This is a genomic window from Chitinophaga sp. GbtcB8 (assembly GCF_019091455.1).
Lineage (GTDB): Bacteria > Bacteroidota > Bacteroidia > Chitinophagales > Chitinophagaceae > Chitinophaga.
In genome coordinates this window covers 1-23,871 of sequence record NZ_JAGXJN010000043.1, presented here as the reverse complement: position 1 = coordinate 23,871, position 23,871 = coordinate 1, and the positions used below count along the sequence as shown (strand labels likewise).

Here is a 23,871-nt window from a genome sequence, read left to right as displayed (position 1 = left end):
GTTTATTGCTCCTGCTCCAATGGCAGGATGATGGAAAATACAGATCCCTCTCCTTCTGTGCTGTCAGCGGTGATCAGCCCATTATGTTTTTCTATTATTTTTTTAACAATGGCCAGGCCTATGCCGGTGCCTTCGTATTTGTCCTTGGGGTTTAAGCGCTGGAAAAGATCAAAGATGCGGCTCTTGAACTGCTCATTAAACCCGATGCCGTTATCGCGGATCTCAATGTGGCACCAGCGGCCGTTATCATCTTCCGGTGCGTCAAACGCGCAGGCTGCTACGCGGCAGGCACTTATCCGTATCACCGGCGGCACGCCCGGGCGGTTAAATTTCAGCGCATTGCCTATCAGGTTCTGGAACACCTGCTGTATGTGGGAGCGTATCACTTCCAGATTGCAAATGCCCGTTGCAATAATTCTGGCATTTTTTTCCTTGATGATCACCTCAAAATCTTCCCGCACTTCCCGCAGCACCTGGTTAATGTCCGTCATTTCAAAACCGGAGCTGTCGGCAGAGAGCTTGGAAAAATGCAGGATATTATTTACCAGCGCTTTCATGCGCGTAGCAGACTGCATGATCTTATTCAGGTACACCAGCGACTCCTGCGGCAAATTGCCCTCATGTTTGTCCTTCACCATTTTGGAGAACATGTGGATCTTGCGCAGCGGTTCCTGCAGGTCATGGGAGGCTACGGAGGCAAACAGCTGCAGATCATTGTTGCTGGATTCCAGCTCCCGGTTCATTTCCTGCAGCTGGCGGGTACGCTTCTCTACCTTTTCTTCCAGCACTTCATTCATCACCTTTTGCTCATGCACATCCATATTGGTAATTACCCAGCTTATGAGGTTTCCCTTTTCATCCATGCGGGCTTTTGCGCGCAGCAGGTTCCAGCGGAAATCGCCGTTGGCCACGCGTATGCGCAGCTCGCACTCAAAGTCCGACTGTGTGACTGCGGCCTTTTTCCAGGTATCCATCAGGCGTTTGCTGTCATCTTCATAGATCACCTTCTGCCATTTCATGCCCAGCGCTTCATCGTAATGCAGGCCGGTATAATATTCAAACTGCTGGTTCACAAAATCTACATTGCCGGCGTTATCGGCGGTCCATACGATCAGCGGCATGGATTCTGCCAGGAAAGTTTTTTCTGCAATGTTGGAGGCTATTTCTTTTTCTGCCTTGCGTAGGGCGGTTAGGTCCAGCATAGAGCCCAGCATGCGGTAAGGCACGCCAAACTCATTGTGCAATATGTAACCGCGGTCCAGGATGTGCGCATACTCCCCGTCTGCACGGCGAAAACGGTATTCCCGGCTCCACTGGCTGCTGTTCTCATTAATGGCGCCGTATATGCTGTCCTGCACCTGCCTGCGTTCCTCTGCGGGTATATAGCTCAGCCAGCGGGTACGGCTCATGTTCTCTATGTTGTACCCGAACATTTTTGTAAAGGAATCGCTCCACCAGATCTTATCGCGCGTAAGGTCCCAGTCCCACAGGGTATCATTGGTGGCGCGGGCCACCAGGCGAAAACGTTCTTCACTGAAGGCCAGCTCCCGGGTCCTTTCCTTCACCTTGTCTTCCAGCTCAGTATTCAGCCTTTTCAGGTTTTCTTTTACCTCATTCAGCTCGCTGTAGCTGCGTCTTATTTTTTGCTCGCCTTTCTTTTTATCGGTAATATCAGCATAGGTAACTACCAGTCCATGCGGCATTTTCACGGCTGTAAGCTCAAACCATTTTTCCTGCGCTTCCAGGTACACGTCCCTGTGTGCAATAACATCACTCTTTGATGCGCTTAAATATTCCTTAAACAGCTCCGGCGATGCAAGCAATGGCAGCGCCGTTTTCAGGCTTTTGCCCGTGAGCGGGTTCTCCGGGTCGGCAAACTGTTCGTGCGCGCGGTTGTTGGCAGTGTCTATTATAAAATCACTGATATTGCCTCCTGCATCGTACACTGTACGCAGCGCCAGTATTGCGCTGGTACTGGCATTAAATACGCTGCGGATAATATTATTCAGGTTAGTGATGATGGTAATATCCACAAACGTAATAATAATGCCTGCATACTTTTCATCCCGCGTTATGTACGGCATTATACGCATCAGGAAGTTCTGGCCTTCCCGCAGCTTTATTTCTTTTTCCACCACCTTGCGGCTATGCTGCACCAGGCTAATATCCATCAGCAGCTGATCATATTTAATGTTGCTGGAGATGTGGGCAATGGGGCGGCCCAGGTCTGATTCAATAAAATTGATCATCCTGGCAGAGGCGGGGTTAAATTTGCGGATGTTCAGCTGTGTATCCAGGAAGATCTGCGCAATGTCGGTGCTCCGGAAATAGTTGTTCAGGTCATCATACAGCTCTATCAGCTCTTTGATCTTAACCTGGTGTTCTGTATTAAGCGTATATAATTCTTCGTTCAGGGATTGCAGCTCTTCATTGGAGCTTTGCAGCTCCTCGTTGGAAGAAAGTAATTCTTCATTAGAGCTTTGCAGCTCCTCGTTGGCGGTTTCCAGGTCTTCTACCGCCAGCTGCAGGCTTTTGCGGGTTTCTGCCAGCTCCTGCTCCAGGCTATGCACATAGTCGGTGTCCATAAATGGCTCCGCGCCGGCGTGTTGTACGCTGCCATGCTCCTGCAGTACGGATGATCTGCTGAGCACCACCAGGGTATAATCGCTGTCAGCGGCTTTTGCCACAGGGTTAATAAGCACATCCACGGCCCGGGTATTACCATCCCTGCCAAATGTTACGTTGTGCAGGTGCACCTTTTCCTCCAGCTTCCAGGCTTTGCGCACTTCCTTGTTCAGCATAATGGCCAGGTCCTGCGGCAGCATACGCATCAGGTTCAGATTCAGGATGCGTTTGGGTAAAGTGAGCAGGTCCTCATAATTACCCATGGTTTCGCGGATCTCGAAATTGCGGTCTATATACAGCGCTATCAGCCCCAGATCTTCTGTAAGCGCGCTGCGCAGGTCGGCCCACAGCGCTTTCTGTCCTTTGGTATCAAAGCTCTTATCACCATTAACAGCGTTAATTTCTTCACGCGGTATTTTTAACAGGCTGGTTAATGGCTCTCCAAAATGCATGCGGGGTTTAATATCCGACAGCTTTTTAAAGATCCTCCATTTGGCGCTGATCTGCTGCATGGTGGGCCCCTTGGCGTAAGGCGGGTTTTCACTGGGGCCAAGGAACAGGAAGCCGTTCTTACTCACCGCAAAATGCAGGATAGAAAAAATGCGTTCCTGCAGCACGTTGTTCATATAGATCAGCATGTTGCGGCAGCTTACCAGGTCGTTCTTTATAAAGGGTGGGTCCTTGGTAATATCATGCCGCGCAAATACGATCTGTTTGCGGATACGCGGGGTTATCTGGTACCCCTTGTGCTTGCGTATAAAATATTTTTCCAGCAGCGGGGCCGGTACATCTTTGTCAATAGATAATGGATACATGCCTGCGGAAGCAATATCCAGGTTAGCGGCATCTATATCTGATGCAAATATTTTTACCTGCAGCCTGCTGCCGGCGCTTTCCAGCACCTCATCCACTGCTATGGCTATGGAATAGGCTTCTTCCCCGGTGCTGCAGGCAGTTACCCAGATCTTCAGCTGCTCCCCTTCTGCATTAGCTATCAGCTCCGGCACCACTTTTTGCCGTAATACCTGGAAGGCGTCCCCGTCGCGGAAAAAACGGGTTACCCCTATCAGGAAATCATGCGCCAGCTCCTTACATTCATCCGGGTGCAGCTCCAGGTACTGCACATACTGCAGGTGATCATTAATACCCAGCTGTGTCATACGTTTGTTGATACGGCGCAGAATGGTAGGCGTTTTATAGTAGTGGAAATCCTGCCCGGCTGTATGGTGTATCAGCTCAAAAATATGGTTCAGTGTCTGGTCGTCCGGGTCTTTCACCAGCGTATCTGCATCAATCTGATGGATCTCTTTCACAATGGCTTCTGCAATGCCGGCTGGTGAGGCCACTACATCTGCATTACCGGAGCTGATGGCGCTGTTGGGCATACCATCAAACTTAGCCGTAGCAGGCTCCTGCACCAGTACCAGGCCCCCGTTCTCTTTAATGGAGCTGATACCTTTGGTGCCATCTGTTCCGGTACCGGAGAGTATAACGGCTACTGCCTTGTATTTTTTATCCTCCGCCAGGGAATGCAGGAACACATCTATCGCATTGTTGGGAACTTTATCGTGCGTTTTTTCTGTAAGCAACAACTTATTACGCTGTATGCGGATCTGTTTGTTATTGGGAATTACATAAATATAATTCTTCATTACCGGCAGGTTCTGGGATGCTTCCACTACTTTCATGTGGGTTCTGCGGCCCAGCAGCTCTACCAGCAGGCTTTTGTAATCCGGCGATAAATGCTGGATCACTACAAAAGACAGGTTGCCGGTTTGAGGCATGTGATCAAAGAATTCCTGGATGGCCTCCAGGCCTCCTGCAGATGCGCCTACCGCCACTACAAAATGTTGCTGCGTTCCTTTCATATATCACTCCTTCGAATGCTCGCGTGTAAGAAATTCAAAAATAAAGCTGCGCAGGTTCTCTGCGGCCAGGATCTCCTCCTGCAGCCAGGGTTTGGAAAAACCCTTCACATGCTCCTGCCATAGTTTAAAGGAATGGCGGGGATGATAGATCTGCGGGTTTTCATCAAAGAACATACGTTCATCCGGGTTGCCGCCCCAGTTGGTGGTACGGATAAATTCTTTGCGGAAAAGGATAATGTATTCATCCTGCTCCGGCCGTATAGGTATTACCAGCATACCGCTGGCTATTTCCCGGTACTGTTCCGTAATATCGTATATGGATGGCAGTGAGTCAGTATAAAATACTTTTTTGAGGTCCTTTATATGCAGCCATAACAGCAGGTCTTCCAGCTGGGCGGCATCCGGCACCTCGCCGGCTTTATGGCTGCGGTTATGATAGGTAACAATAACACCGGTAGCATCCAGCAGCTTCATTACATGCGGCTCTGCGCTCAGCAGGCTGGATACCAGGTTATCTGTCTGGTAAATACTTTCTATCAGCTGCATGTAAATGCTATTCAGGCGGGAGCTAAGATCACTGAACGACTGGTGATGCAGTGCATTGATACGTGCGGAGATCACACTGGAAAACAGCTCCATTACCGCCCTCATTTCCCCGTCAATAACACGGGCGGTTTTATGATGGCAGGCAATAAGGCCCCAGAGCGCATTGTCTTTAATTAAGCGTACTGACATGGACGACACTACATGCATGTTCTTCAGGTACTCCACATGCACGGCGGCCACGCCCCGCAGGTTACATTCAGACATATCCAGGAATGACCGGGAGATGGGATTAATAACAGGGTACAGCTTTACGGGTTTGAACTCACGGTCCGGTATAAAACGGTAGGGGTTGCGCAAATACAGGTCACGCGCGGGTTTTGGAATATCTGATGCAGGAAAGGTAAAACCAATGTACGATTCCATATCCGGCTCCATAGCTTCTGCCAGCACATTCCCGTTCCAGTCCTGGTCAAATGCATAGATCATTACCTTATCGAACCAGGTGATCTTTTTCAGCTCCTCTGCAGCTATCCTGCACAGCTCATGTACATCCTTTGCCTGTTCTATAAGGTCGATGGAATTGCGGATATGCTGGTACAAAGCGGTAAAGGTAGCGCCGCCTGCTGCCGGCGCCTGTGCAATCTCAATTTCCACCAGCACCATATCCTCCCGCACATGCAGGATGGTAAAGTGGTCCCGGGCGCCCAGCTTCCAGACGGTGCTGATCTTAATGCTATTGTTATCCTGCACCTGTTTTTCAAGCAGGGTAAATGCAGATGCGTCTATCAGCTCTTTAATGGTTTTACCCAGCAGGTCGCGGAAAGGTACCTGGAATATTTCAGCTGCATTTTCGCTTACCTGTTCAATGGTCAGGGTTTGTTTGTCCAGCACCAGTAATACCCCATATTCCTGGATGGTGTTAATGATATGGATCGGGATGTTTCCGCAGAATTCCGAATCATACTTTGAGAATTGACTCATATCTCTTAGTCCAGTCGTTAAATTTTAAAAATGTTTCTCTGGCAGCATCTGCTGCCTGTTGTTGTGCTGCTTCCTCCGTTATAGCATTCATATAGCTGTGGAACTTTCTCCACATTTGTTGCACAGCCTCTCCATAACCGTTGAAGAAAGTAAAACCTTCCGGCGAGGATAGTTGTAGCTGTTCCCGGATCATTCTGGCAATGATCACCCCTCCTAAAGTAGAGCCTTCCAGTACATAGGCAGCGCCCAAAGCCTGCGGATATGATTGGATACGGGGGATAACGGCCGTTAACACCTGTGCCGGCGGCAGGCCGCCCAGGTCACGTATATCCTGTAAAATAGCAGCGGACTTCCTCCTTTCGGCCAGGTCCGGTATTTTTTCATTGGTCAAATATTGATCCATTTTAAGCTCCAGCGAATGGTAGTAGCCGTGGAACATTTCCAGCAGCACCAGGTAATGTTCCGTGCTGCGTATGCTGCGTATCATACCTATCAGCTGCTTCTCCAGCTGCGCGTGTTCTGCTTTCGTATAGTCTTTGATGTATGCTGCAAAAGATTGTTGTTCCAAAGCGCAAGGTTTATGGGTTGGGAACGCGAATATATATTTTCTTTTACTGGCAACAGGCAGTAAGGCCCCATGCAAACCCGGCTCAGGTATATGTTTACCGGGCATCATAATTATTATTAAAAGTCGTAAAAAATTAATAAGTTACTTTTCCATAGGTCAAATCAAATAAGGAAATTATGAAAAGAAGCTTTGTATTGCTGATGACACTGTTCATCGCCGTAACGCTTTGCTCCCTGTCGTTGCCACAGGACCCACCCAAAGCGAAGAATTTAAAGGTACTGCCCAAAGACATTAGCCATGAGGAGCTGGACAACGTGATGAAGGCATTCAAAAATTCCCTGGGCGTTAAATGCGGTTTTTGCCATGCACCGCAAAAAGATAATCCTCAAAAGCTGGACTTTGCCAGTGATGACAATGAACACAAGGATGTAGCGCGGGACATGATGCGCATGACCGCCAAGATCAACAAAAAGTATTTTAAAGGTAACCAGCCCATGGCCGTTACCTGCTATACCTGCCACCATGGTAACGAGGAGCCTAAATCTCTTCCTGAAGTAGCAGAGGCCCCCAAACAATAACATAAACGGAAGCTTATATAAACAAAAGGCCTGTAAACTGCGGTTTACGGGCCTTTTTTATGCCCGGAGCTTTTGGGGCCAGATCTTTTCTCAGAGCAAACCATCTGTAAGCCGGTAATAAGCACGGGATAAGCCCCCTCTTATAAGGGTGGGCTTATGGGGGGCGTACATGGGGAGTATATGGGGTTTATAGGGGGCTTATCTATTTACTGCAACCGAATGCAAGTAAGAATGGACAACCTGCAAATCTGATGAAAGAACAGTAGGAATGTGAACGGTTACAAGGATCTCCTGGCTGAAAGAACAATGAAAGGTTACCGTGGACAATGAAGACTCAGATGATAGACTATTAAAACCCGCCAAATCATCCTATATTTATCGTTATATATTTAACAATACAACGAATAATATCACAACAGACTATGACCAAAAAGCTGCTCATTGCCCAGGCAGGCGCCTCCATTTTAAAAAGGGATTCCTTTCCCCTGCCCCATGATTTTGCAAGCACTAAAACAGAAGCCGGCGGCTGGCGGGATAACTCGTATAATAATGAAGAGCCGGTACGCAACATCTCTGACCGCACCTTTACGGCCGGTATTGAAAATGAGCTGCAGCTTACACGGCAGCTGTTGCTGTTAACCGTTTTAGCTTAACAACCGTGCCAACACACTGCTGGGCATACAGCTGGAATTAACTACGCCTGAAAAGCAGGATCTGCTGGCCTTTCTGCATATGCTTACCGATTCATCCTTTATTACAGACACCCGTTTTCAGATCCATTTATAAAACAATAGTCATGAAATTATATACCCTGTTCCTGTTCTTAAACGTATGTGCATTACCGGTACCGGCGCAGCAAAAGCCTGCTGTAAAAGTATCCGGGGAAGTAACAATGCCGCTTACCATTTATGCTGACAGCTTAGCACAGTGGCCCCGCATTACCGTGAATCTGAAAGACCGGGATGGAAAAGACCATTCCTATTCCGGTACGCCTATACAGGCCATCCTGGAAAAAGCCGGCGTTACCATGGGCAAACAGCTGCGGGGCAAGAACCTTAGCAAATACCTGATGGTAAAATGTGCGGATGGTTATGAAGTGCTGTTTTCCCTGGCGGAGCTGGATAGCAGCTTTACAGACCGGCAGGTGATACTGGCCAATGAAACAGACGGGCATGCACTGCCGGCGGACAAAGGCCCTTTCCGGCTGGTGGTGCCGGGCGAGAAGAAGCCTGCCCGCAGCAGCTTCCAGGTGGTGGAAATGGTGGTAAAGTTTGCGAAGGATTAAATATTCGTAACTTAAAGGCCAAAGAGATCCCTCAATTACCTATGCAGTACAACGATAGAGAAGCGGCCCATACCGGTAGCCGCGCAGCAGCGGAACAACGCTCAAATGGCCGGCAGCTGCCGGCAGTAGCCTGGCCTTATATAAAGCAAGCACCAACATCCACCACTTCCCTTCAGCGGCAGCCTGTTATACAACGGGTGAATGAAGAAAAACTAAGCGTTTTTCCTGAACATGGCGCTGATCCGAGGGATGTACAAAAAGTAAGCGATGCGCTGGCAGCCATCCGGGCTGCATTTAAAGATAAAAAAGCGCTCTTTGAAACCGGTACGCTGGCAACCATGCCCAATACAGGCGTAACAGGTGTACCTGGCAAGCTGGAAAGGGACACGCGGGTTAAAACCGTTATGACGGATTACCCGGCCCTTTTACAAAGTTTTGATCCTATTGCGGAATTAAGGAAAATACCGCCCTTTAGCAACGGGGAGCTGGTATTAGGTGAAAAAGATGAACATGGCGACCGCGTGGTGAAAAACGGCAGTAGCCAGACAATAGCTACTTTAATGTCGGACGAGGGAAGTTATTTACCGGATCTGGTAGACGACGACCATCCTGAAGACCTGCGCACCAAGTATAGCCGTTTTGATAAACCTGAAAAAGAATATGTAGAAGATAATATTGGTGTGCCTACACGGCGGTATGCCTATGTGGAGAAAAGCTTTTACCAGTTCATGGAATTTTTAAGCACCGGCAGCATGACCGGCCGCTGGCAAATGCTGTCAAAAGCTGCGGGTATACCCAAAGACCTGATGGACCCCAGCGATGGGCAGGATGTTATAGAACAGATCCGGGGTAAAAAGGAAGGCCCGCTAAGCGTACAGGAGCTGGCCGTGCTGCATAACTGGAAAGGAAGCGGCCTGCACCAGCGCGGGTTAAGCCTTTCAGCCTCCCCGCGGGAAAAAGCCGTGTATAGTAATGACGGGGAACCGTTTTCCTCAGCCGATGGCGTACGCCTTAAAATTGACCTGGCTAAAGTACCAAAACAGGTAATGCTCATTAACCATTACACTCCCCTGAACAACCCGGCGCACCTGGCAGGCATCAATAAAGATGTAAGCGGCGATACCTTCAAAAGAGATCCCTCATCTAAAACTGCAAAATATAACTATGAAGGTTCTGTGGTAAAGAACAGGGAATTATTCCTGGAATACTTAAACCCTGAGTGGATTGTGGAAGTGAAAGTTCATGGAAACCCCGCTTCCCTGAAACCGGAACAGTTTGGCGGAGATGCCAATGTTATGCACACACAAGCCGGCGTATTAATGGGCCATGGCGATTATACAAGCGGATTTACAAAAGGAGTACAGGACCATTTAGCCGGCAATGAAAATCAAAAGCCTGTGGATGATACCAGCTCCGAAGGGAAAGGATGGGCCTCCGGGCAGCATTACAGTAAGTGGTTTGATAAAGGGGTGGCTTATAAAAATAAGGAGGCAGACTGGAATGCGGGGGTAAACCATGGATCAACCAATAATCAAACAATTGTAACCAAAGGAAGAACTTTACTGGATATACGTAATGATATAAACGGGCTTCCTAATCCCCCTGAGTTCAAGAACGGAGCATTGGCCCAAATTGAAAAATCAATCAGCCTGAAAATGGGCATCAAGGTAGAGAACCTGCTGCCAACAACGGTAGTAAGTGCAGCACCCAGTAGAGCGAATATCCTCAAAGCCGCAGTAGACGTGGGAATGCCTACAGGATATGCCGGCCTGGCAAAAGAAGAAAGCGATGCCAAAGTGCTGGCCTTTGATATACAGCGCCTGGGCTGGGTACATGGCTACAGCGGCAGTGCACGGAAAACAGCCGTTGGGGCGGACTTTTATCAGAAAACGTAGTTGCTCCGTTACTCCAAATTCTTTATGGGGAACGGCGGAAAATTACTCCAGGTAAAACCTATGCTGCCCTGCGTTCCGGAGTCCACAAAGCGGAAATTGTAATTATCGTGCCCGTGTATGAATTTGGCTACAAAGCCAAGGGTCCGCATGTTGTGAAAGGGATAAATGCGATAGCCGGTTTCGCTCCGGAAGGGATTTACCCAGTTATGCGCGCCAAAGATCCATTCTGCATTTTCAAAAAAACAATGCCGCACGCCTTTGGGGCTTACCATGCTGTATTCATATCCGCCTAACAATCTTACCCGCCCATAGATCTTAATATCTGCATCAGAAAAACCGCCAAAGTTAAACAGCTGCAGGAAACGGTCGTGGTAAAACAGCGCGCCCAGTTTCAGGGAGTGAATACGGTTGGGGGTTACATCATCCAGCTTATTAATGCGGTAGTTAAATACCAGCTCCGTGAGGTTGGTGGAAAAGTTGCCGCTTTTGCGGTTCAGGATGGCGGAAAGGTTGGTATTAGGTGTAATGAGCCTGTAAATGCTATCGCTTTGCGGTGAGCCATCATTATACTGCTCACTAAATGCGCTGCCGGCCTGCCCGTTGGAATAGTGGCCGCTTTCAAGCGATATGGTAAAAAGGTTATCCCCCAGCCGGAATACCTGCTGCGTACCTAGCAGGATGCGGTAAGAGGGTGTTTTCACCGGCAGGGAATTTTCTGTGTACATGCGCACCTGTGGTGTAAAAGAAACATAGTAGGCCCGTACATGTGGTTTCCCGTCTCCCAGGCCCTGTAAAATGTTGTTGGAAAAACTGTAGCGTACAATGGGATTGGCTTCAAACAGCACATTTTTTTCATACTTCACGTAGCTGGTGCGGAAGTTAATGTCCGCATCCTCCCCCACGGGATATACCTGTATAAAATCCCTGAATCCGTTCTTTTGCGCCATAGCCGCAGCTGCCTGCAGCAGCGCAAACAACAGCAGATAATATTTACAATTCATATCTGGGGTTTGGTGGTTATTGAAATAAGATCTTGTTGATAGCCGCAATCACCTGCGGATCTATATCATCACTGTAAAACAATTTTGATTTAAATGGATTGCTGTCATGAAAAAAAGTGAAGCTGAGCTGTAATGTCCTTATGCCGTCTACCACGGCTGCTGTATTGTCCTTGGAGGTGCTTTCTATAAAAAAGGTGTGCGCTACCTGCTGAAAGATCACCTGTTTGTTCTGCAGCACAGGGATCACCTTTGCAGCATCTGTATCACTGCAATTGTACAGGGAAAGAATGTTACCATACCTGGCCATAGTAATTTTTTTGGGGGTAAACTATTTGGAACAGTTATGCTCAATAAACAGCCAGGGATAGTGTTTTGTTTAAACTCTTTTAATACAATCTGCCACCTAAGGGTACTTCCTGCTCCGGCTTAATGAGCACTACCTCGTTATTGGCATCCGGCACGCCCAGGGTTAACACCTCTGACATAAATGGCCCTATTTGCCGGGGCGGAAAATTCACTACACATAATACCAGGGTACCTGGCAGCGCTTCTTTGGCATAGTGTTTAGTGATCTGTGCGGATGAGCGTTTAATACCCAGCTCCGGGCCCAGGTCAATGGTGAGCTTATAGGCCGGTTTACGGGCCTCGGGAAAATCTTCTGCTGTAATGATCTTACCTACGCGGATGTCCAGCTTATCAAAATCTGCTATCGTTGCCATGCGGCTAAGATAATTAATGATGCGTTGCAGAACAAAATACCCCTTTTGCAGATAAACCCCTGCATATGACAAAACACGCGGCTGCCTGCTGCATAAAGCGGCTATTTTTGAAATGTACAAACCTTGTCACATGTCCTTTTGCCTGGAAACAACACAACTTAGCTACCGCTTTACAGGGCAGGAAACCGCCCTGGAGAACATTCACCTGCAGGTGCCGCAGGGCAGCATTTACGGCTTCCTGGGCCCTAATGGCGCCGGTAAAACCACTACCCTGAAACTGGTGCTGGGCTTACTGAAAAAACAGCAGGGCCACATTACTATTTTCGGAAAGCCGTTTGAGCAGCACCGGATGGCGGTACTGCAGCAGGTAGGCGCTTTGATCGAAAGCCCTTCTTTATACAGCCATTTAAGCGCCCTGGAAAACCTGCAGGTGCTGCAAACTATTTACCGCTGCCCAAGCCAACGTATACACGAAGTATTACAGCTGGTGGACCTGGCTAACACCGGGCATAAAAAAGCCGGGCAGTTCTCGCTGGGTATGAAACAGCGCCTGGCCATTGCCATGACCTTACTACACCGCCCTTCCCTGCTTATTTTAGATGAGCCTACCAATGGCCTGGATCCCAACGGCATTATTGAAATGCGGGAGCTGCTAAAAACCATCAACCGGGAACAGGGCATTACCATCCTTATATCCAGCCACCTGCTGCCGGAAATTGAAAAGCTGTCCACACATATCGGTATTATTCACAAAGGGAAACTGTTATTCCAGGATACACTGGAAACGCTGATGCGCAGCACCCAACAGGCGCCGGTATTGATCAGCACTAACAATAATACCCAAAGCCTGCAGCTGCTGCAAGCACAGGGAGTACATGTTGCAGCAGCGAACGGACATCTGCTGATGCAGGGTGTTAGCAAAGAAAAGATAGCCCTTATTAACCGGCAGCTGGTATTGGCAGGCATTGACGTATATGGCATTCATACGCAGCACCATGACCTGGAAGCCACTTTTATGGACCTTATTAATCACTGACATGCAATTATCCTTCTTTTACAGCTTTAAAAGCGAATGGCTGAAAACCCGCCACAGCCTGGCCTCCTGGCTTACCATAAGCGGCGCATTTTTTATCCCGGCCATTGTACTGTTCCAGCGGCTTTTGTATGTGGCTGATTCGGCGGCGGTTAATGCATCCCCCCAGGTTTGGGAACATTTGTATAAAGATAACTGGCAATACATGGCAGTATTGTTACTGCCCATGGGGGTAATACTGGTGAGCAGCTTAATTACCCAGCTGGAAGTAAAGAACAATGCCTGGAAGCTGGTGCACAGCACCCCGCAAAAGCTGCACACAATTTTCAGCGCTAAGCTGGGGGTGATCCTTCTAATGCTGCTGCAATTCTTCCTGCTGTTCAACATCGGTATTTATCTTACGGGGGTAGTACCTGCCCTGTTTAACCGGCAGATACCTTTTCCCGGTGCAGTCTTTCCGGTGATAGCTTACCTGCGGGGCAGCGGTCAATTCTTTATAGCATGCCTGCCCATTGTAGCGCTGCAATATTTATTAAGCCTTCAGTTCAGGAACTTCCTGGTACCGGTGGGCATTGGGCTGGCCCTGCTAACGGCTTCCATCATAGCGGCGAAGTGGAAATATGGCTACATTATTCCTTACATTTACGGAACACTCAAATTTATTGGCAAACAACCGGCTGCAGCGCTATATACCTTACCCCTCAGCTATTTTTGCGGGTTTACCATCGCAAGCTGGTTATTGTATTATTATAAAAAGCAGAAAGCTTGAAAAGGTCCGCTGTTATATTGCTGCATTTAGGATACTGGTTCACTTATATATTGCTGGTATCATTGTTCATGCTCATTTCTACCAGGGGGCACAGAACTTTTGCTGATATGCTGTACATATGGCTGGTGTCAGGTGCGGGTGTTTTCAGCTTTTTACCCGGGGTGCTGGGTTTTTATTTTTTCTATGGTCTGCTGTTTACCCGTTTCCTGCAAACTAAACGGTTTCAGGCGCTATTGCTGTTTGGCCTTTTGGGTATGTTAAGCAGTGCTGTTGTTACGCTTTTAATGCTTTCTATTCCCGGCACCTGGGGCGGGCGTGCAGACTGGCGGGAAATGATGTGGATGACCATTTTCCTGGCGCTGTTGGCCGGCATACATGGTGTAATTGGCCTGGTGATGCGGGGATTTATATCCTGGTATGGCGACATCCGTATTAAAGAGGAGCTCACGCAAAAGAACCATGCAACGGAGCTGGCGCTGGTAAGATCGCAGCTGAACCCGCACTTTTTATTCAATACCATTCATAATATAGATGTGCTGATAGAAAAGGATGCTGCGCAGGCATCCCTTTACCTGAACAAGCTGTCGGACATTATGCGGTTTATGCTGTATGAAACAAAAACGGAACAGATACCGCTGTCCAAAGAGCTGGCCTATATTGAAAAGTATATTGCCCTGCAAAAGATCCGTACGGCCAATATGAATTATGTGCAATACACGGTGGCCGGTGAAACCGGTAACCTGATGATAGAGCCGCTGCTGTTTATCCCCTACATAGAAAACGCTTTTAAACATGCTACCCACGAAAGAACGGCCAATGCCATCCGCATTAAGCTGTGCATTGAGGACGGCAGGCTGGTATTTGACTGCGAAAACAGGTACAGCTTAGCCCCCTCTCCTGAAGGAATTACAATTCCTCAATCAGTGATTGAGGAATTGGCTGCAAAAGATTCTGATATCAAAAAGGGCGCTAACGGACTGGGACATACGCTGCTGCAAAAACGCCTGGCGCTGCTGTATCCCAACAAACATACTTTAGCTATTACCCGGCAGAGCGGCATTTATAAAGTGAACCTTATACTGCATACGCATGAAAATTAACTGCATTATAGTGGAGGATGAGCCCCTGGCACAGGAACGGCTGAAGAACTATATTCAGAAGCTGCCGTACCTGAACCTGCTAACCGTTTTTGATAATGGCGTAGATGCGCTGGTGTTCCTGAAAGCTACCCCGGTTGACCTGGTGTTCCTGGACATTAACATTGGTGAGCTCTCCGGCATTCAGCTGCTGGAAAGCGCCCGCCTGCAGCTGGAAGTGATCATTATTACAGCCTATGACGAATTTGCTCTCAAAGGCTTTGACCTGAATGTAACCGACTACCTGCTGAAACCCTATACGTTTGAACGTTTTCTGCAGGCTGCGGAAAAAGCGAAACATAACCTCTCCAAACAGGCTGCTGCCCCGGAAAAGAAGTTCATTTTTGTAAAAACAGAATACCGTCTTGAAAAAGTACTATTGCAGGAGATCCTGTACATTGAAGGTATGCGGGATTACCGCCGTATTCATACCCTGCACAAACGTATTATGACCCTGCAAACGTTCAAAGAGTTTGAGCAGGAAATTCCGCCAGCCATTATTTGCCGGGTGCATAAATCCTATATGGTGGCTATTGATAAGATCGATGCTATAGAGCGGGATGGGATTAAGATCGGGGAAATGATCATACCGGTTTCAGAAACGTACCGGAAGGGGTTTTATGGGTTGATCGTTAAATGAAAAAGTGAATGAACAAAATTGCTCATTCACCTTTCCTGTTAAAAGCTTCAATGTGTTCAGGCTGTAATTAGCAAACCCAGTAAGTTTCACCACAGGAAATAAATTGTGTGGTGGGTAAAGTACGTTGTTTGTTCTCTGCAGGTGCATTGGTTTTGCTCAGCTTGGAAATTTTGATCTTTACGATCTGCAATTTTTGAGATGCTTTCTTTTTCATGATCCAATAAGGTTAAAAGGTTGATAATAGCATCTAAAATAGGGTAAAAGGAGATAGCAGGTAATCCTGTTAAAAGGGGGTTTTTGGTGCGGTGTGATTGCTGCCGGGTTTGTTTGCGGCCAAAGACACCAGCCCGTCTAAAACCAACTATTTTCCATCTTCTTTTCTTGTGAGCCTTACCCCTATTGGTTCCTGTTGCTGCAAAAATTATATTTGCCCCTTATTTTTAATTGCAGCATAGGAACAAACACACAAGCAGTACTGTAACCCGGTAACCCAAGACCTGCATGCACGCGCGCTTATAAGCGCAGGATAGTAACACTTTTAAACAACACCATATGAAAAAATTGATGACCTCCTTTCTGGCATTGGCCATTCTTGCATTTGTATCCTGTAAGAAAGATCATGATGATGTACCCACGCCAGCCGGTATTGCCGGCACTTACACCCTTTACGAGGTAGAGCAGTATAACCCGCCCTCCACGCATGCCCTGCCCAATGATGAAGGGGAGCACGGAAAACTGATAGTAACGGTTAGCAGCGAAACCGCTGCCAAAGTGCAGCTGCTGCTGTATAAGAACGATCAGAAAGAAGCGGATGAAACCTTTGATTGCAGGATAGGCAAGGATGCAGACGGCGATATTTTCCTGACCACTGTTGATGATGACAAGAACGCAGCTTATTTCTTTGATAATGAAGTAGACTTTTATGCTGTTACCGGTTTTCGCCTGGGGGGCCGCAAATAATGTTTACTATGTAAATAAATAGCATTCCGCCCCTGTGTGGAATGTTATTTTCCCATAAAAACCTGCCTGAAATGTGATATTTTACCGGTACATCCACGTATCATCAAAAGCAGGTTATGAAAAAAAGTATCCTTTATTTATTGCTGCTGCTCTCCTTTTTTGCTGCCGGCGCACAAAACAAACAATACCTCTATGTAGCTACGCCCGGCATCCGCGATTACCTGGGATACGGCGGCCATGGCATACTGGTATTTGATATCAATGAGCACCACCGTTTTGTGAAAAGGATCCCTACAAAAGGCCTGCACCCGGATGGTACCCCATCCAATGTAAAAGGCATAGCAGTAAGCATTCCGCTTAACAGCATTTATGTAAGCACGCTGGAATCATTGCAGCGCATAGATCTTACTACGGATAAAATAATCTGGGAAAAACCTTTTGAAAAAGGCTGCGACCGTATGTCTATTTCCCCGGATGGGCTTACCATGTACCTGCCTTCACTGGAAAATACTTTCTGGAATGTGGTGGATTGTAAAACAGGCAACATCATTAAAAAGATAGAAGTATATAAACGCGCACACAACACCATTTACAGCGCTACCGGCAACCAGGTGTATATGGATGATATTGGCAGTCCCTGGTTATATATTGCGGATACCAAAACACATACCCTCGCCCGCAAAGCAGGCCCCTTTGCCAATAACATACGTCCCTTCACGGTGAATGGAAAAGAAGATCGTGTATATGTAACCGTTGACAGCCTGCTGGGCTTTGAAGTGGGCGATCTGAAAACCGGCGCCAAGCTGGCGCACGTAGTAGTAGAAGGCTGGGAAATGGGACCGGTACGGCGGCATGGCAATCCCAGCCATGGTATTGGCCTTACACCGGATGAAAAAGAGCTGTGGGTATGCGACGGCCACAATATGCGCCTGCACGTATTCAGTGCTAAACCGCCCTACCAGCAGCTTACTACCATTCCCCTGCAGGATATGCCCGGCTGGGTTACCTTCAGCATAGATGGTAAATATGCCTACCCTTCCAGCGGGGAAGTGATTGATGTAAAAACACGGAAGGTGCTGCTAACGCTAACGGATGAATTTAATAACAGCGTTGCCAGCGAGAAAATGGTAGAGGTACAGTTCAGCGGTAATAAGGCCGTGCGCGCCGGCAACCAGTTCGGCATCGGGCAGGTAAGATAAGCAGCTTACGCTTTCTTACCCTTACCCAAACCTACTTTATAATTATCCGGCGTACCGGTAATTTTAATGTTCATAAAACGTACTTTCTTATCCTTGTCGCGGTATTCAATAGCATCCACCTGGTCAGGGTCCACTTCTTCCTGCTTTTTACCGAACAGCATGCGGAAACCCACGGAGGTGACCATTTTCATGGGTATGCGCAGGTAATACTCCATCTGCATGTTCAGGGATTGTTTCCCTGAAATTTCCATAAAGCCCAGGGAGGAATTAATATTCATAGCCGGGATGGATAAAGCCCCATCCTTGAACGTGAGCTTATTCCGCAAGGTATCAAAACGCACCATGTTCAGGTTCTTATCCTTAAAGTAAGACGACATGGCCTGCATGGGCGCAAAGTTTATCAGCACACCGTTGTAAATAGCTACATCCAGCTGCGCCTTGGAATGGTCTATCAGCGGCGTGAGATCAGGATGCACCTGCACGTAGCTCTTGATCTGGCCGGTGAGGCGGCCCTTGATATTTTTGTTGATCACATAATCCTGCCCCAGGTAATCCAGCTTCAGCATCATCTTTTCTATGTTCATATCTTGCACGTTGATCCTGCTGGTTAAATAGATCTTCTCAGGATTGCTGCCGTTGAAATGCGCATGGGCGGCCAGCTTACCTTCTGCTATGTCCAGGTTCAGCGTATCCAGGTACAGGTGCTGGTTGCTTAACATCCGCGCATTGGTAGAGAGGTTCTTTATCCATAAACGGTGGTACTTGATCTTGCCCACATTTACCGTGGCATTAAAATCAATGAACGGCACCTCAAAAATATTAAAGGCTTTGGCGTGCGCAGAGGTTTTGGCCACTGCATTGGTGGCTACCGGCATGTTGGAAATAGATGGCGCAGCAGCTTCTTTGGCAGCTGTTAGCTGGTAGTTTGTCAGCTGGTCCACATCCAGGAAGCGGGAATTAAAGCGCAGGAAATTCTCCCTTTTCCGGCGCGTGGTATCCTTACCGGCATACAGGCGCATGTTAATGTCAAAATCACTGCGGCCTATCTTGCCTTTCAGCGTATCTATCTTTATAAAATTATCTGCACCTATTTTTACAATGCCACTAATACTATCCAGCTCAAAGGCATGTTTTTGCAGGCTGCCGGAAATATTCGCGATCTTAATTTTCGCAAAGCGGAATACGGAATCATAGCGCAGGTCTGTTTTAGAGCGCAGCCAGATGTTGCGGCCTACTTCATTATGATAATCGGCCGGCACGTAGGTGCGGCTGTATCTGCCTAACAGGTCGTTCATGGCCAGGTGCTGTGATTTAAAATCAAAGGCAACCTGCGTTCTACCCCGCTTTACCTTATTAAACCACAGGGCATAGTTAATTACACGGCCGCTGAAACGGATGTCGCTGCTATCTATTAAGCCAGCAAAATTGCGCAGCAGCAAAGCGGTATCATTGATGGTAAGCTCTGCGCCAAAGTCGTGGAATGCATGCGGGTAATGTTTGAATGATGCGCGAAGCTGCTCTATCTTAAACTTACCTTTTGGCAGCGGATTGGGATGCTGCAGCTCATTCACAGAGGTTTCCAGCGAAGCGCCTATATTAAAGCCATAGATCTCTTCCTTCGCTTTGCGCATTTTAGCGGTATCAAAGGCCAGCAGCTCCTTCATGATCATCTTATTGCTATTGGCCTTAAACGTAACCAGCACCGGCTTTTGCTGCTTGTGAAAAAGGGCCGGCAGGTCGCTGATAGAACCATTCATGTGAAAATCGGAATGCCCCAGGTTAAACGAGAGAGAATCCAGCTTTACAAAACCATTACGCATATCCGCATGCAGGTTCAGGTGCTCTATCATATGCGGATATGAAGGAATGCGGAAAGTAAGCCCCTTTACGGTGAGCTCACTTTGAATACCTTGTGTGAGCTTGCCCATGGATTGTTCCGGCACGCTCAGGTCTACCACCTCCTTAAAGTTCATTTTCAGCAAAATGCGGCCGGTAATGCGCTGCAGGTCGGCAATACCCAGGAAATCGCCCACAAAACCCAGCTCCAGGTCAGAATCTATCTGCATCAGCACCTTGGGGTCTGTAAAATCGCGCATAATGAAATTGCCGCGGAAAACGCCCTGCCCGGGACGTGCATTCATGTTCAGCAAACGCAGCTCCGATGTTTTCAGGGAACGTGCTGCGCCATTGGTATAATATCCTTTAAAGGCCAGGGAATCCAGCTTTTTATTGGCCTGCGTATTATGCAGCCAGGCATCGGAACAGGAGAAAGACAGCTCTATCAGCGGCATTTGCCCGCCGGCCAGCTTACCTTTTACCTTACCGTCAAAAGTCAGGTGCCCGGCATATTTGAAATGCTCCAGCTGTTTGGCTACGGATTCCGGTGCAAAGGCAAACAGCTGTTTAAGGTCCGGCTTATCACCTTTAATGTGCAGGTCCACATCATTACCATGCAGCAGGTCTGCGGAGCCGGTGATGTTGAACACCGCATCTTCCAGCTGCAAGGTACCTTTTGGCAGCTGCAGCATTTGGGAGGATTTATTATAAGTCAGCTTAATGGAGGTTTGCAGTTTTTTATGGCGGAACAAAGTGGTATCACCGGGGCGGGTAAAGTCCAGGAGCATTTTACCATCCAGGTCGGCCAGCAGCTGGGCGCTATCTGCCCGCAATGCGGATTGTATACGTTCTATCTGTACGCTGAGCTGCTGCCCGCTTTGTTTATCCAGGTAAGCAATGCGCATATTGCGCAGCACTACTTTTTTAATATCCAGGTCCAGCGGGCTTGCAGTGGTATCCGTAACAGCGGTAGTATCCTGCTCTATACGGCTGGCCTCTACAATATTCAGGCGGCCGGCCCTGTCCTTTACCAGGTTCAGGGAACCGTTCTTTAACCGGATCACCTTCACATGATATTGCTGGCGCAGAATGTCGGGCAAGCTAAAGCCAACGTACATACGCTCTGCCTCATAGATGGGCTTACCGGTTTGCTGCTTGCTGCCGTAAAAGCGCACCTGCCGCAAACCAATGGAGATGTAAGGAAAGTTCTGGAAAACGGAGATATTGCTGCTGCCAACCACCAGCTCACCAGGCAGCTGTTTATTCAGCTCCTTTACCGCTAACCCAACCAGGCGTTGTTGCTGTGAGTATAAAATGGCGGCTGCTATCCCCAGCAGCACCAGCACACAAACAACAGGAATCAGTATAAGACGAAGCAGTCTTTTTCGTGTAATCTTCTTCATAGGTTATGATCGCACATCGGTAATTCAGGGGCAAAGATATGGCACAGGCAGTATAAAGCGGTGTTAAAAAGATCAACCGGCCGGATGCCCCGACGGATGGGGTGGTTGTAGTTGAAAATCAATGTAAAATCATAAATGTAAAATTTCAAACCGACAAAGGAGGTTCATAGAGACCATTGACAAGACTTTATGAACGAGATAAATGTAAAAGTGGAATGCAGTCCCTTATTCGCTGCATTCCACTTTTACATTTAGCATTTAAAATTTTACATTTTACATTCTTCTCCCCCTTTCTAATCCCTTGTACCAAAGCTATTCCGCGGGTCCATCTTCATTTTCAGGTCGTATTCCTTTGGCGGTTCTGCATGCAGCAGGTTACGCACAAAATAATCCCAGCGGCGGCGCATCATATAATAGGTATAGGCGCCATACCCGTGCTTACTGTTAGGGAAAATGATCAGGTCATAATCCTTATTGGCTTTTTCCAGCGCTTCCACCACCAGTAAGGTATTGTAGGGCGGTACGTTGTTATCCATCATGCCATGCACCAGTAACAGCTTGCCTTTCAGGTTGGCGGCGTAGTTCTGGTTAGCCTGGGCATTGTAATCGGAGTTGGTGGTAAGGCCATTATAACGTTCGCCCCAGTCATCCTCATAGTTGCGGTTATCGTGGTTGCCGGATTCGGAGATACCTACTTTAAAGAAATCCGGGTAGCGGAACATGGCGCAGGCAGTTGCAAAACCACCACCGGAATGCCCCCAGATGCCTATGCGGGAAGTATCAATATAGCTGTATTGCGCTGCCAGCTGACGGATGCCGCCTACCTGGTCAGGCAGGGTATTTTCCGCCATGTTGCCATAGCTCATATCGTGGAAGCTTTTGGAACGTAGCGGGTTGCTGGTGCCTTCCAGCACCATTACCACAAAACCCAGTTCTGCCAGGGCCTGGTGATCAATGCGGGAGGCTACGAACGACCAGTTGCCGCCAATGCTGCCGCCCTGCGGCCCGGGATAGATATAATCAATGATGGGATATTTCTTTTGCGGGTCCAGGTTGGAGGGGGTGTACAGCAAACCGTAGATCTCTGTTTTACCGTCGTGCGCCTTCACTGAGAAGGGTTTGGCCGCATGCCAGCCGGCAGCGGTGAGCCGGCTCAGGTCTGCTTTTTCCAGGTTGGTTACCAGCTTGCCATCCATTTTACGCAGCACAGTTACCGGTGGTATATTGGGCTGTGAATAGCTGTCAATAAAATAGTTGTTGTCAGGCGAAAGCGTTACCTGGTGGTTGCCTTCTTCCGGTGTAAGCAATGTTAAATGATGCCCGTCGAAACCTATTTTATAAAAATGGCTGAAATAGGGATTGCCCGGCTCACGGCCATCTGCAATAAAATACAGCTCCCGGTTCTTCTCATCTACCTTTATCAGCTTAGTTACTACCCAATCTCCTTTGGTGACCTGGTTCTTCAGCTTACCGGTAGCGGCATCATATAAATATAAATGGCCCCAGTTATCGCGCTCAGAATACCAGATAATTTCATTGGACTTTTTCAGGTAACGCCAGTTAATAGCGCCCTGGCCGGATTCATATTGCGTAGCTACTTTTTCTTCCAGCACCTCACGTACCGCGCCGGTGGCGGCATCGGCGATGCGCAGCTTTTCTTCCTTATGATCACGGGAGGTAGACACGAATGCCAGCTGCGTATTATCATCGCTCCAGTCCACATCATCAAAAGTGCCGCTGCTGGAAATATCGTCGCTTAAAGTACCGCGGTGGGCATCCGGGCCTACCTGTATGTTGATGACCTTTGGATTCTCCACGTCAATGATCACCCGCTGAATGGTAATGATAGTGGAATCTCCCGGCAGCGGGTACTTCCAGGCCTGCAGGCTGGGTGCGCCCACATTGGTGGTAACCAGGTACATGTTATTCACATTACGCTCATCCTGCCGGAAAGTGGCAATCTTTTTTGAATCGTGCGACCAGCGCAGCACGGGTTTATCGCTGCTGCTCCAGCCGGCATTGTCGGTTGCATAACCCAGGTCCTGCACCCCATCTGTAGTGAGCTGCGTTTGCTGATTGGTTGCCAGGTCGCGTACCCATAAATTATGCTCCTTAATAAAGGCTGCTTTTTTCCCATCCGGCGATACTACTTCGTTGCCGGGAGCAGGATTCCTGCGGTTGTATGGCAGGGCATTATTGTTAGTTATAACGGGTGTATTGTTATCTGCTTCGCAATTGTATTGCTGCAGGCCGCATTTCCAGTGTTTGCCGCGGGAGGAGAAAACAATGGCTTTCCCATCTGCCGAAAAGTTAAAGGACATGAAAGGCAGCATGGAGGCGGAGCAAGGCTTACCGGTTGCTTTTGCAATGGCGGCGGCTAATTTCTCATGGTTAAAAGCCGGTGCGCGGGTACCTTTCACCGGATCAACCAATATAAACTCACTTCCCTGTGCGGTTAATACGCGGTACCAGAATTTACCATCTGGCATCCAGTTAGGTACAATAGTGCTCCGGTCGATCAGCGCTTCGGTATTGTAAGACAGCATGCTTTCTGCACGTGCGTAATCCTGTACGGTTAATGATTGGTTGGTTTGTGCCTCAACAGCGGTAGTAACCGCCATACAGGCCGCAGCGATCAAGATTTTGTTGTTCATTAGATTTATATATGATATTGGGGGCTGAATATACAGGAATTTCTTAAATGCAGGCAGGGGGATTGGGACGAGTGGTAAGGGGGCTGGTCACCGCTATAGAGACTATTACAAAAAGTGTGTCAGTAAAAAGTTGATTAACTTTAAACTGACCATATGGAAAAGCAAAACTTTGATT

19 protein-coding genes are annotated in these 23,871 nt (G+C 48.1%); 10 read left to right on the top strand and 9 right to left on the bottom strand.

Features of this window, described 5'->3' with window-relative positions; genetic code table 11:
* Nucleotides 1-2 precede the first annotated feature (2 nt).
* From KVT36_RS27200 to KVT36_RS27190, 3 genes are read right to left on the bottom strand one after another with little or no spacing between them, the layout of a single operon-like run.
* A complete protein-coding gene (locus KVT36_RS27200; RefSeq protein ID WP_217606593.1) occupies nt 3-4,493 on the bottom strand; it encodes a chemotaxis protein CheB in 4,491 nt (1,496 codons plus the stop codon).
* Between the two features lie 3 nt (nt 4,494-4,496).
* Nucleotides 4,497-6,020 carry a GAF domain-containing protein gene (locus KVT36_RS27195; protein WP_217606592.1) on the bottom strand — a complete coding sequence of 508 codons (1,524 nt, stop codon included), beginning with the start codon at nt 6,018-6,020 and terminating at the stop codon, nt 4,497-4,499.
* Nucleotides 5,998-6,588 (bottom strand): biliverdin-producing heme oxygenase, encoded by a 591-nt coding sequence (locus KVT36_RS27190; RefSeq protein WP_217606591.1) that lies wholly within the window; start codon nt 6,586-6,588, stop codon nt 5,998-6,000. Before KVT36_RS27190 ends, KVT36_RS27195 begins: the two co-directional genes overlap by 23 nt.
* A 176-nt stretch (nt 6,589-6,764) precedes the next feature.
* Between KVT36_RS27190 and KVT36_RS27185 the strand changes: the two genes are divergently transcribed.
* From KVT36_RS27185 to KVT36_RS27170, 4 genes are all read left to right on the top strand, one after another.
* A complete protein-coding gene (locus tag KVT36_RS27185) occupies nt 6,765-7,166 on the top strand; it encodes a c-type cytochrome (protein WP_217606590.1) in 402 nt (133 codons plus the stop codon).
* A gap of 422 nt (nt 7,167-7,588) precedes the next feature.
* The gene (locus KVT36_RS27180; protein WP_217606589.1) at nt 7,589-7,819 is read left to right on the top strand and encodes a hypothetical protein; all 231 of its coding nucleotides are present in this window, start codon (nt 7,589-7,591) and stop codon (nt 7,817-7,819) included.
* 143 nt (nt 7,820-7,962) lie between these two features.
* Entirely contained in the window at nt 7,963-8,451 is a 489-nt protein-coding gene (locus KVT36_RS27175; RefSeq protein WP_217606588.1) for a molybdopterin-dependent oxidoreductase, read from the top strand.
* A gap of 41 nt (nt 8,452-8,492) precedes the next feature.
* Nucleotides 8,493-10,346, top strand: coding sequence for a hypothetical protein (locus tag KVT36_RS27170; RefSeq protein ID WP_217606587.1), 1,854 nt, complete (start codon nt 8,493-8,495; stop codon nt 10,344-10,346).
* An 8-nt stretch (nt 10,347-10,354) separates the two neighbouring features.
* Here the strand turns inward: KVT36_RS27170 and KVT36_RS27165 are convergent, their stop codons facing one another.
* The 3 genes from KVT36_RS27165 to KVT36_RS27155 form a co-directional block, all read right to left on the bottom strand.
* A complete protein-coding gene (locus KVT36_RS27165) occupies nt 10,355-11,347 on the bottom strand; it encodes a hypothetical protein (protein WP_217606586.1) in 993 nt (330 codons plus the stop codon).
* Nucleotides 11,348-11,363: 16 nt separating this feature from the next.
* Nucleotides 11,364-11,654, bottom strand: coding sequence for a hypothetical protein (locus KVT36_RS27160; protein WP_217606585.1), 291 nt, complete (start codon nt 11,652-11,654; stop codon nt 11,364-11,366).
* Nucleotides 11,655-11,733: 79 nt separating this feature from the next.
* Entirely contained in the window at nt 11,734-12,066 is a 333-nt protein-coding gene (locus KVT36_RS27155; protein WP_217606584.1) for a tRNA-binding protein, read from the bottom strand.
* A gap of 130 nt (nt 12,067-12,196) precedes the next feature.
* On the opposite strand from KVT36_RS27155, the gene KVT36_RS27150 reads away from it, so the two are divergent.
* Genes KVT36_RS27150 through KVT36_RS27135 form a run of 4 tightly spaced genes read left to right on the top strand, consistent with a single transcriptional unit; the run spans nt 12,197 to nt 15,644 of the window.
* Entirely contained in the window at nt 12,197-13,102 is a 906-nt protein-coding gene (locus KVT36_RS27150; protein ID WP_217606583.1) for an ABC transporter ATP-binding protein, read from the top strand.
* Nucleotide 13,103: 1 nt separating this feature from the next.
* Complete coding sequence (locus KVT36_RS27145; protein ID WP_217606582.1) at nt 13,104-13,868, top strand: ABC transporter permease; 765 nt, start codon at nt 13,104-13,106, stop codon at nt 13,866-13,868.
* Nucleotides 13,865-14,968, top strand: coding sequence for a sensor histidine kinase (locus KVT36_RS27140; RefSeq protein WP_217606581.1), 1,104 nt, complete (start codon nt 13,865-13,867; stop codon nt 14,966-14,968). The genes KVT36_RS27145 and KVT36_RS27140 overlap by 4 nt, the downstream gene beginning before the upstream one ends.
* Nucleotides 14,958-15,644 (top strand): LytTR family DNA-binding domain-containing protein, encoded by a 687-nt coding sequence (locus KVT36_RS27135; protein WP_217606580.1) that lies wholly within the window; start codon nt 14,958-14,960, stop codon nt 15,642-15,644. Before KVT36_RS27140 ends, KVT36_RS27135 begins: the two co-directional genes overlap by 11 nt.
* A 67-nt stretch (nt 15,645-15,711) precedes the next feature.
* On the opposite strand, the gene KVT36_RS27130 is transcribed toward KVT36_RS27135, so the two are convergent.
* The gene (locus tag KVT36_RS27130) at nt 15,712-15,858 is read right to left on the bottom strand and encodes a hypothetical protein (RefSeq protein WP_156093029.1); all 147 of its coding nucleotides are present in this window, start codon (nt 15,856-15,858) and stop codon (nt 15,712-15,714) included.
* Between the two features lie 338 nt (nt 15,859-16,196).
* On the opposite strand from KVT36_RS27130, the gene KVT36_RS27125 reads away from it, so the two are divergent.
* Together KVT36_RS27125 and KVT36_RS27120 are read left to right on the top strand one after the other, a co-directional pair.
* Complete coding sequence (locus KVT36_RS27125; RefSeq protein WP_217606579.1) at nt 16,197-16,604, top strand: hypothetical protein; 408 nt, start codon at nt 16,197-16,199, stop codon at nt 16,602-16,604.
* Between the two features lie 116 nt (nt 16,605-16,720).
* Nucleotides 16,721-17,803, top strand: a complete 1,083-nt coding sequence (locus KVT36_RS27120; RefSeq protein ID WP_217606578.1) for a YncE family protein — start codon at nt 16,721-16,723, stop codon at nt 17,801-17,803.
* Between the two features lie 5 nt (nt 17,804-17,808).
* Here KVT36_RS27120 and KVT36_RS27115 read toward each other — a convergent pair whose 3' ends face one another.
* Nucleotides 17,809-21,042 (bottom strand): AsmA family protein, encoded by a 3,234-nt coding sequence (locus KVT36_RS27115; RefSeq protein ID WP_217606577.1) that lies wholly within the window; start codon nt 21,040-21,042, stop codon nt 17,809-17,811.
* A gap of 293 nt (nt 21,043-21,335) precedes the next feature.
* Entirely contained in the window at nt 21,336-23,696 is a 2,361-nt protein-coding gene (locus tag KVT36_RS27110; protein WP_254640226.1) for a S9 family peptidase, read from the bottom strand.
* Nucleotides 23,697-23,871: the final 175 nt, after the last annotated feature.

Excerpts from the sequence above, each read along its gene's own strand:
- KVT36_RS27160 (WP_217606585.1), bottom strand. The coding sequence starts at position 11,654 with ATGGCCAGGTATGGTAACATTCTTTCCCTGTACAATTGCAGTGATACA.
- KVT36_RS27120 (WP_217606578.1), top strand. The coding sequence starts at position 16,721 with ATGAAAAAAAGTATCCTTTATTTATTGCTGCTGCTCTCCTTTTTTGCT.
- KVT36_RS27115 (WP_217606577.1), bottom strand. The coding sequence starts at position 21,042 with ATGAAGAAGATTACACGAAAAAGACTGCTTCGTCTTATACTGATTCCT.
- KVT36_RS27180 (WP_217606589.1), top strand. The coding sequence starts at position 7,589 with ATGACCAAAAAGCTGCTCATTGCCCAGGCAGGCGCCTCCATTTTAAAA.
- KVT36_RS27165 (WP_217606586.1), bottom strand. The coding sequence starts at position 11,347 with ATGAATTGTAAATATTATCTGCTGTTGTTTGCGCTGCTGCAGGCAGCT.
- KVT36_RS27170 (WP_217606587.1), top strand. The coding sequence starts at position 8,493 with ATGCAGTACAACGATAGAGAAGCGGCCCATACCGGTAGCCGCGCAGCA.
- KVT36_RS27110 (WP_254640226.1), bottom strand. The coding sequence starts at position 23,696 with ATGAACAACAAAATCTTGATCGCTGCGGCCTGTATGGCGGTTACTACC.
- KVT36_RS27195 (WP_217606592.1), bottom strand. The coding sequence starts at position 6,020 with ATGAGTCAATTCTCAAAGTATGATTCGGAATTCTGCGGAAACATCCCG.
- KVT36_RS27125 (WP_217606579.1), top strand. The coding sequence starts at position 16,197 with ATGAAAAAATTGATGACCTCCTTTCTGGCATTGGCCATTCTTGCATTT.
- KVT36_RS27150 (WP_217606583.1), top strand. The coding sequence starts at position 12,197 with ATGTCCTTTTGCCTGGAAACAACACAACTTAGCTACCGCTTTACAGGG.
- KVT36_RS27135 (WP_217606580.1), top strand. The coding sequence starts at position 14,958 with ATGAAAATTAACTGCATTATAGTGGAGGATGAGCCCCTGGCACAGGAA.
- KVT36_RS27185 (WP_217606590.1), top strand. The coding sequence starts at position 6,765 with ATGAAAAGAAGCTTTGTATTGCTGATGACACTGTTCATCGCCGTAACG.
- KVT36_RS27175 (WP_217606588.1), top strand. The coding sequence starts at position 7,963 with ATGAAATTATATACCCTGTTCCTGTTCTTAAACGTATGTGCATTACCG.
- KVT36_RS27130 (WP_156093029.1), bottom strand. The coding sequence starts at position 15,858 with ATGAAAAAGAAAGCATCTCAAAAATTGCAGATCGTAAAGATCAAAATT.
- KVT36_RS27200 (WP_217606593.1), bottom strand. The coding sequence starts at position 4,493 with ATGAAAGGAACGCAGCAACATTTTGTAGTGGCGGTAGGCGCATCTGCA.
- KVT36_RS27155 (WP_217606584.1), bottom strand. The coding sequence starts at position 12,066 with ATGGCAACGATAGCAGATTTTGATAAGCTGGACATCCGCGTAGGTAAG.
- KVT36_RS27145 (WP_217606582.1), top strand. The coding sequence starts at position 13,104 with ATGCAATTATCCTTCTTTTACAGCTTTAAAAGCGAATGGCTGAAAACC.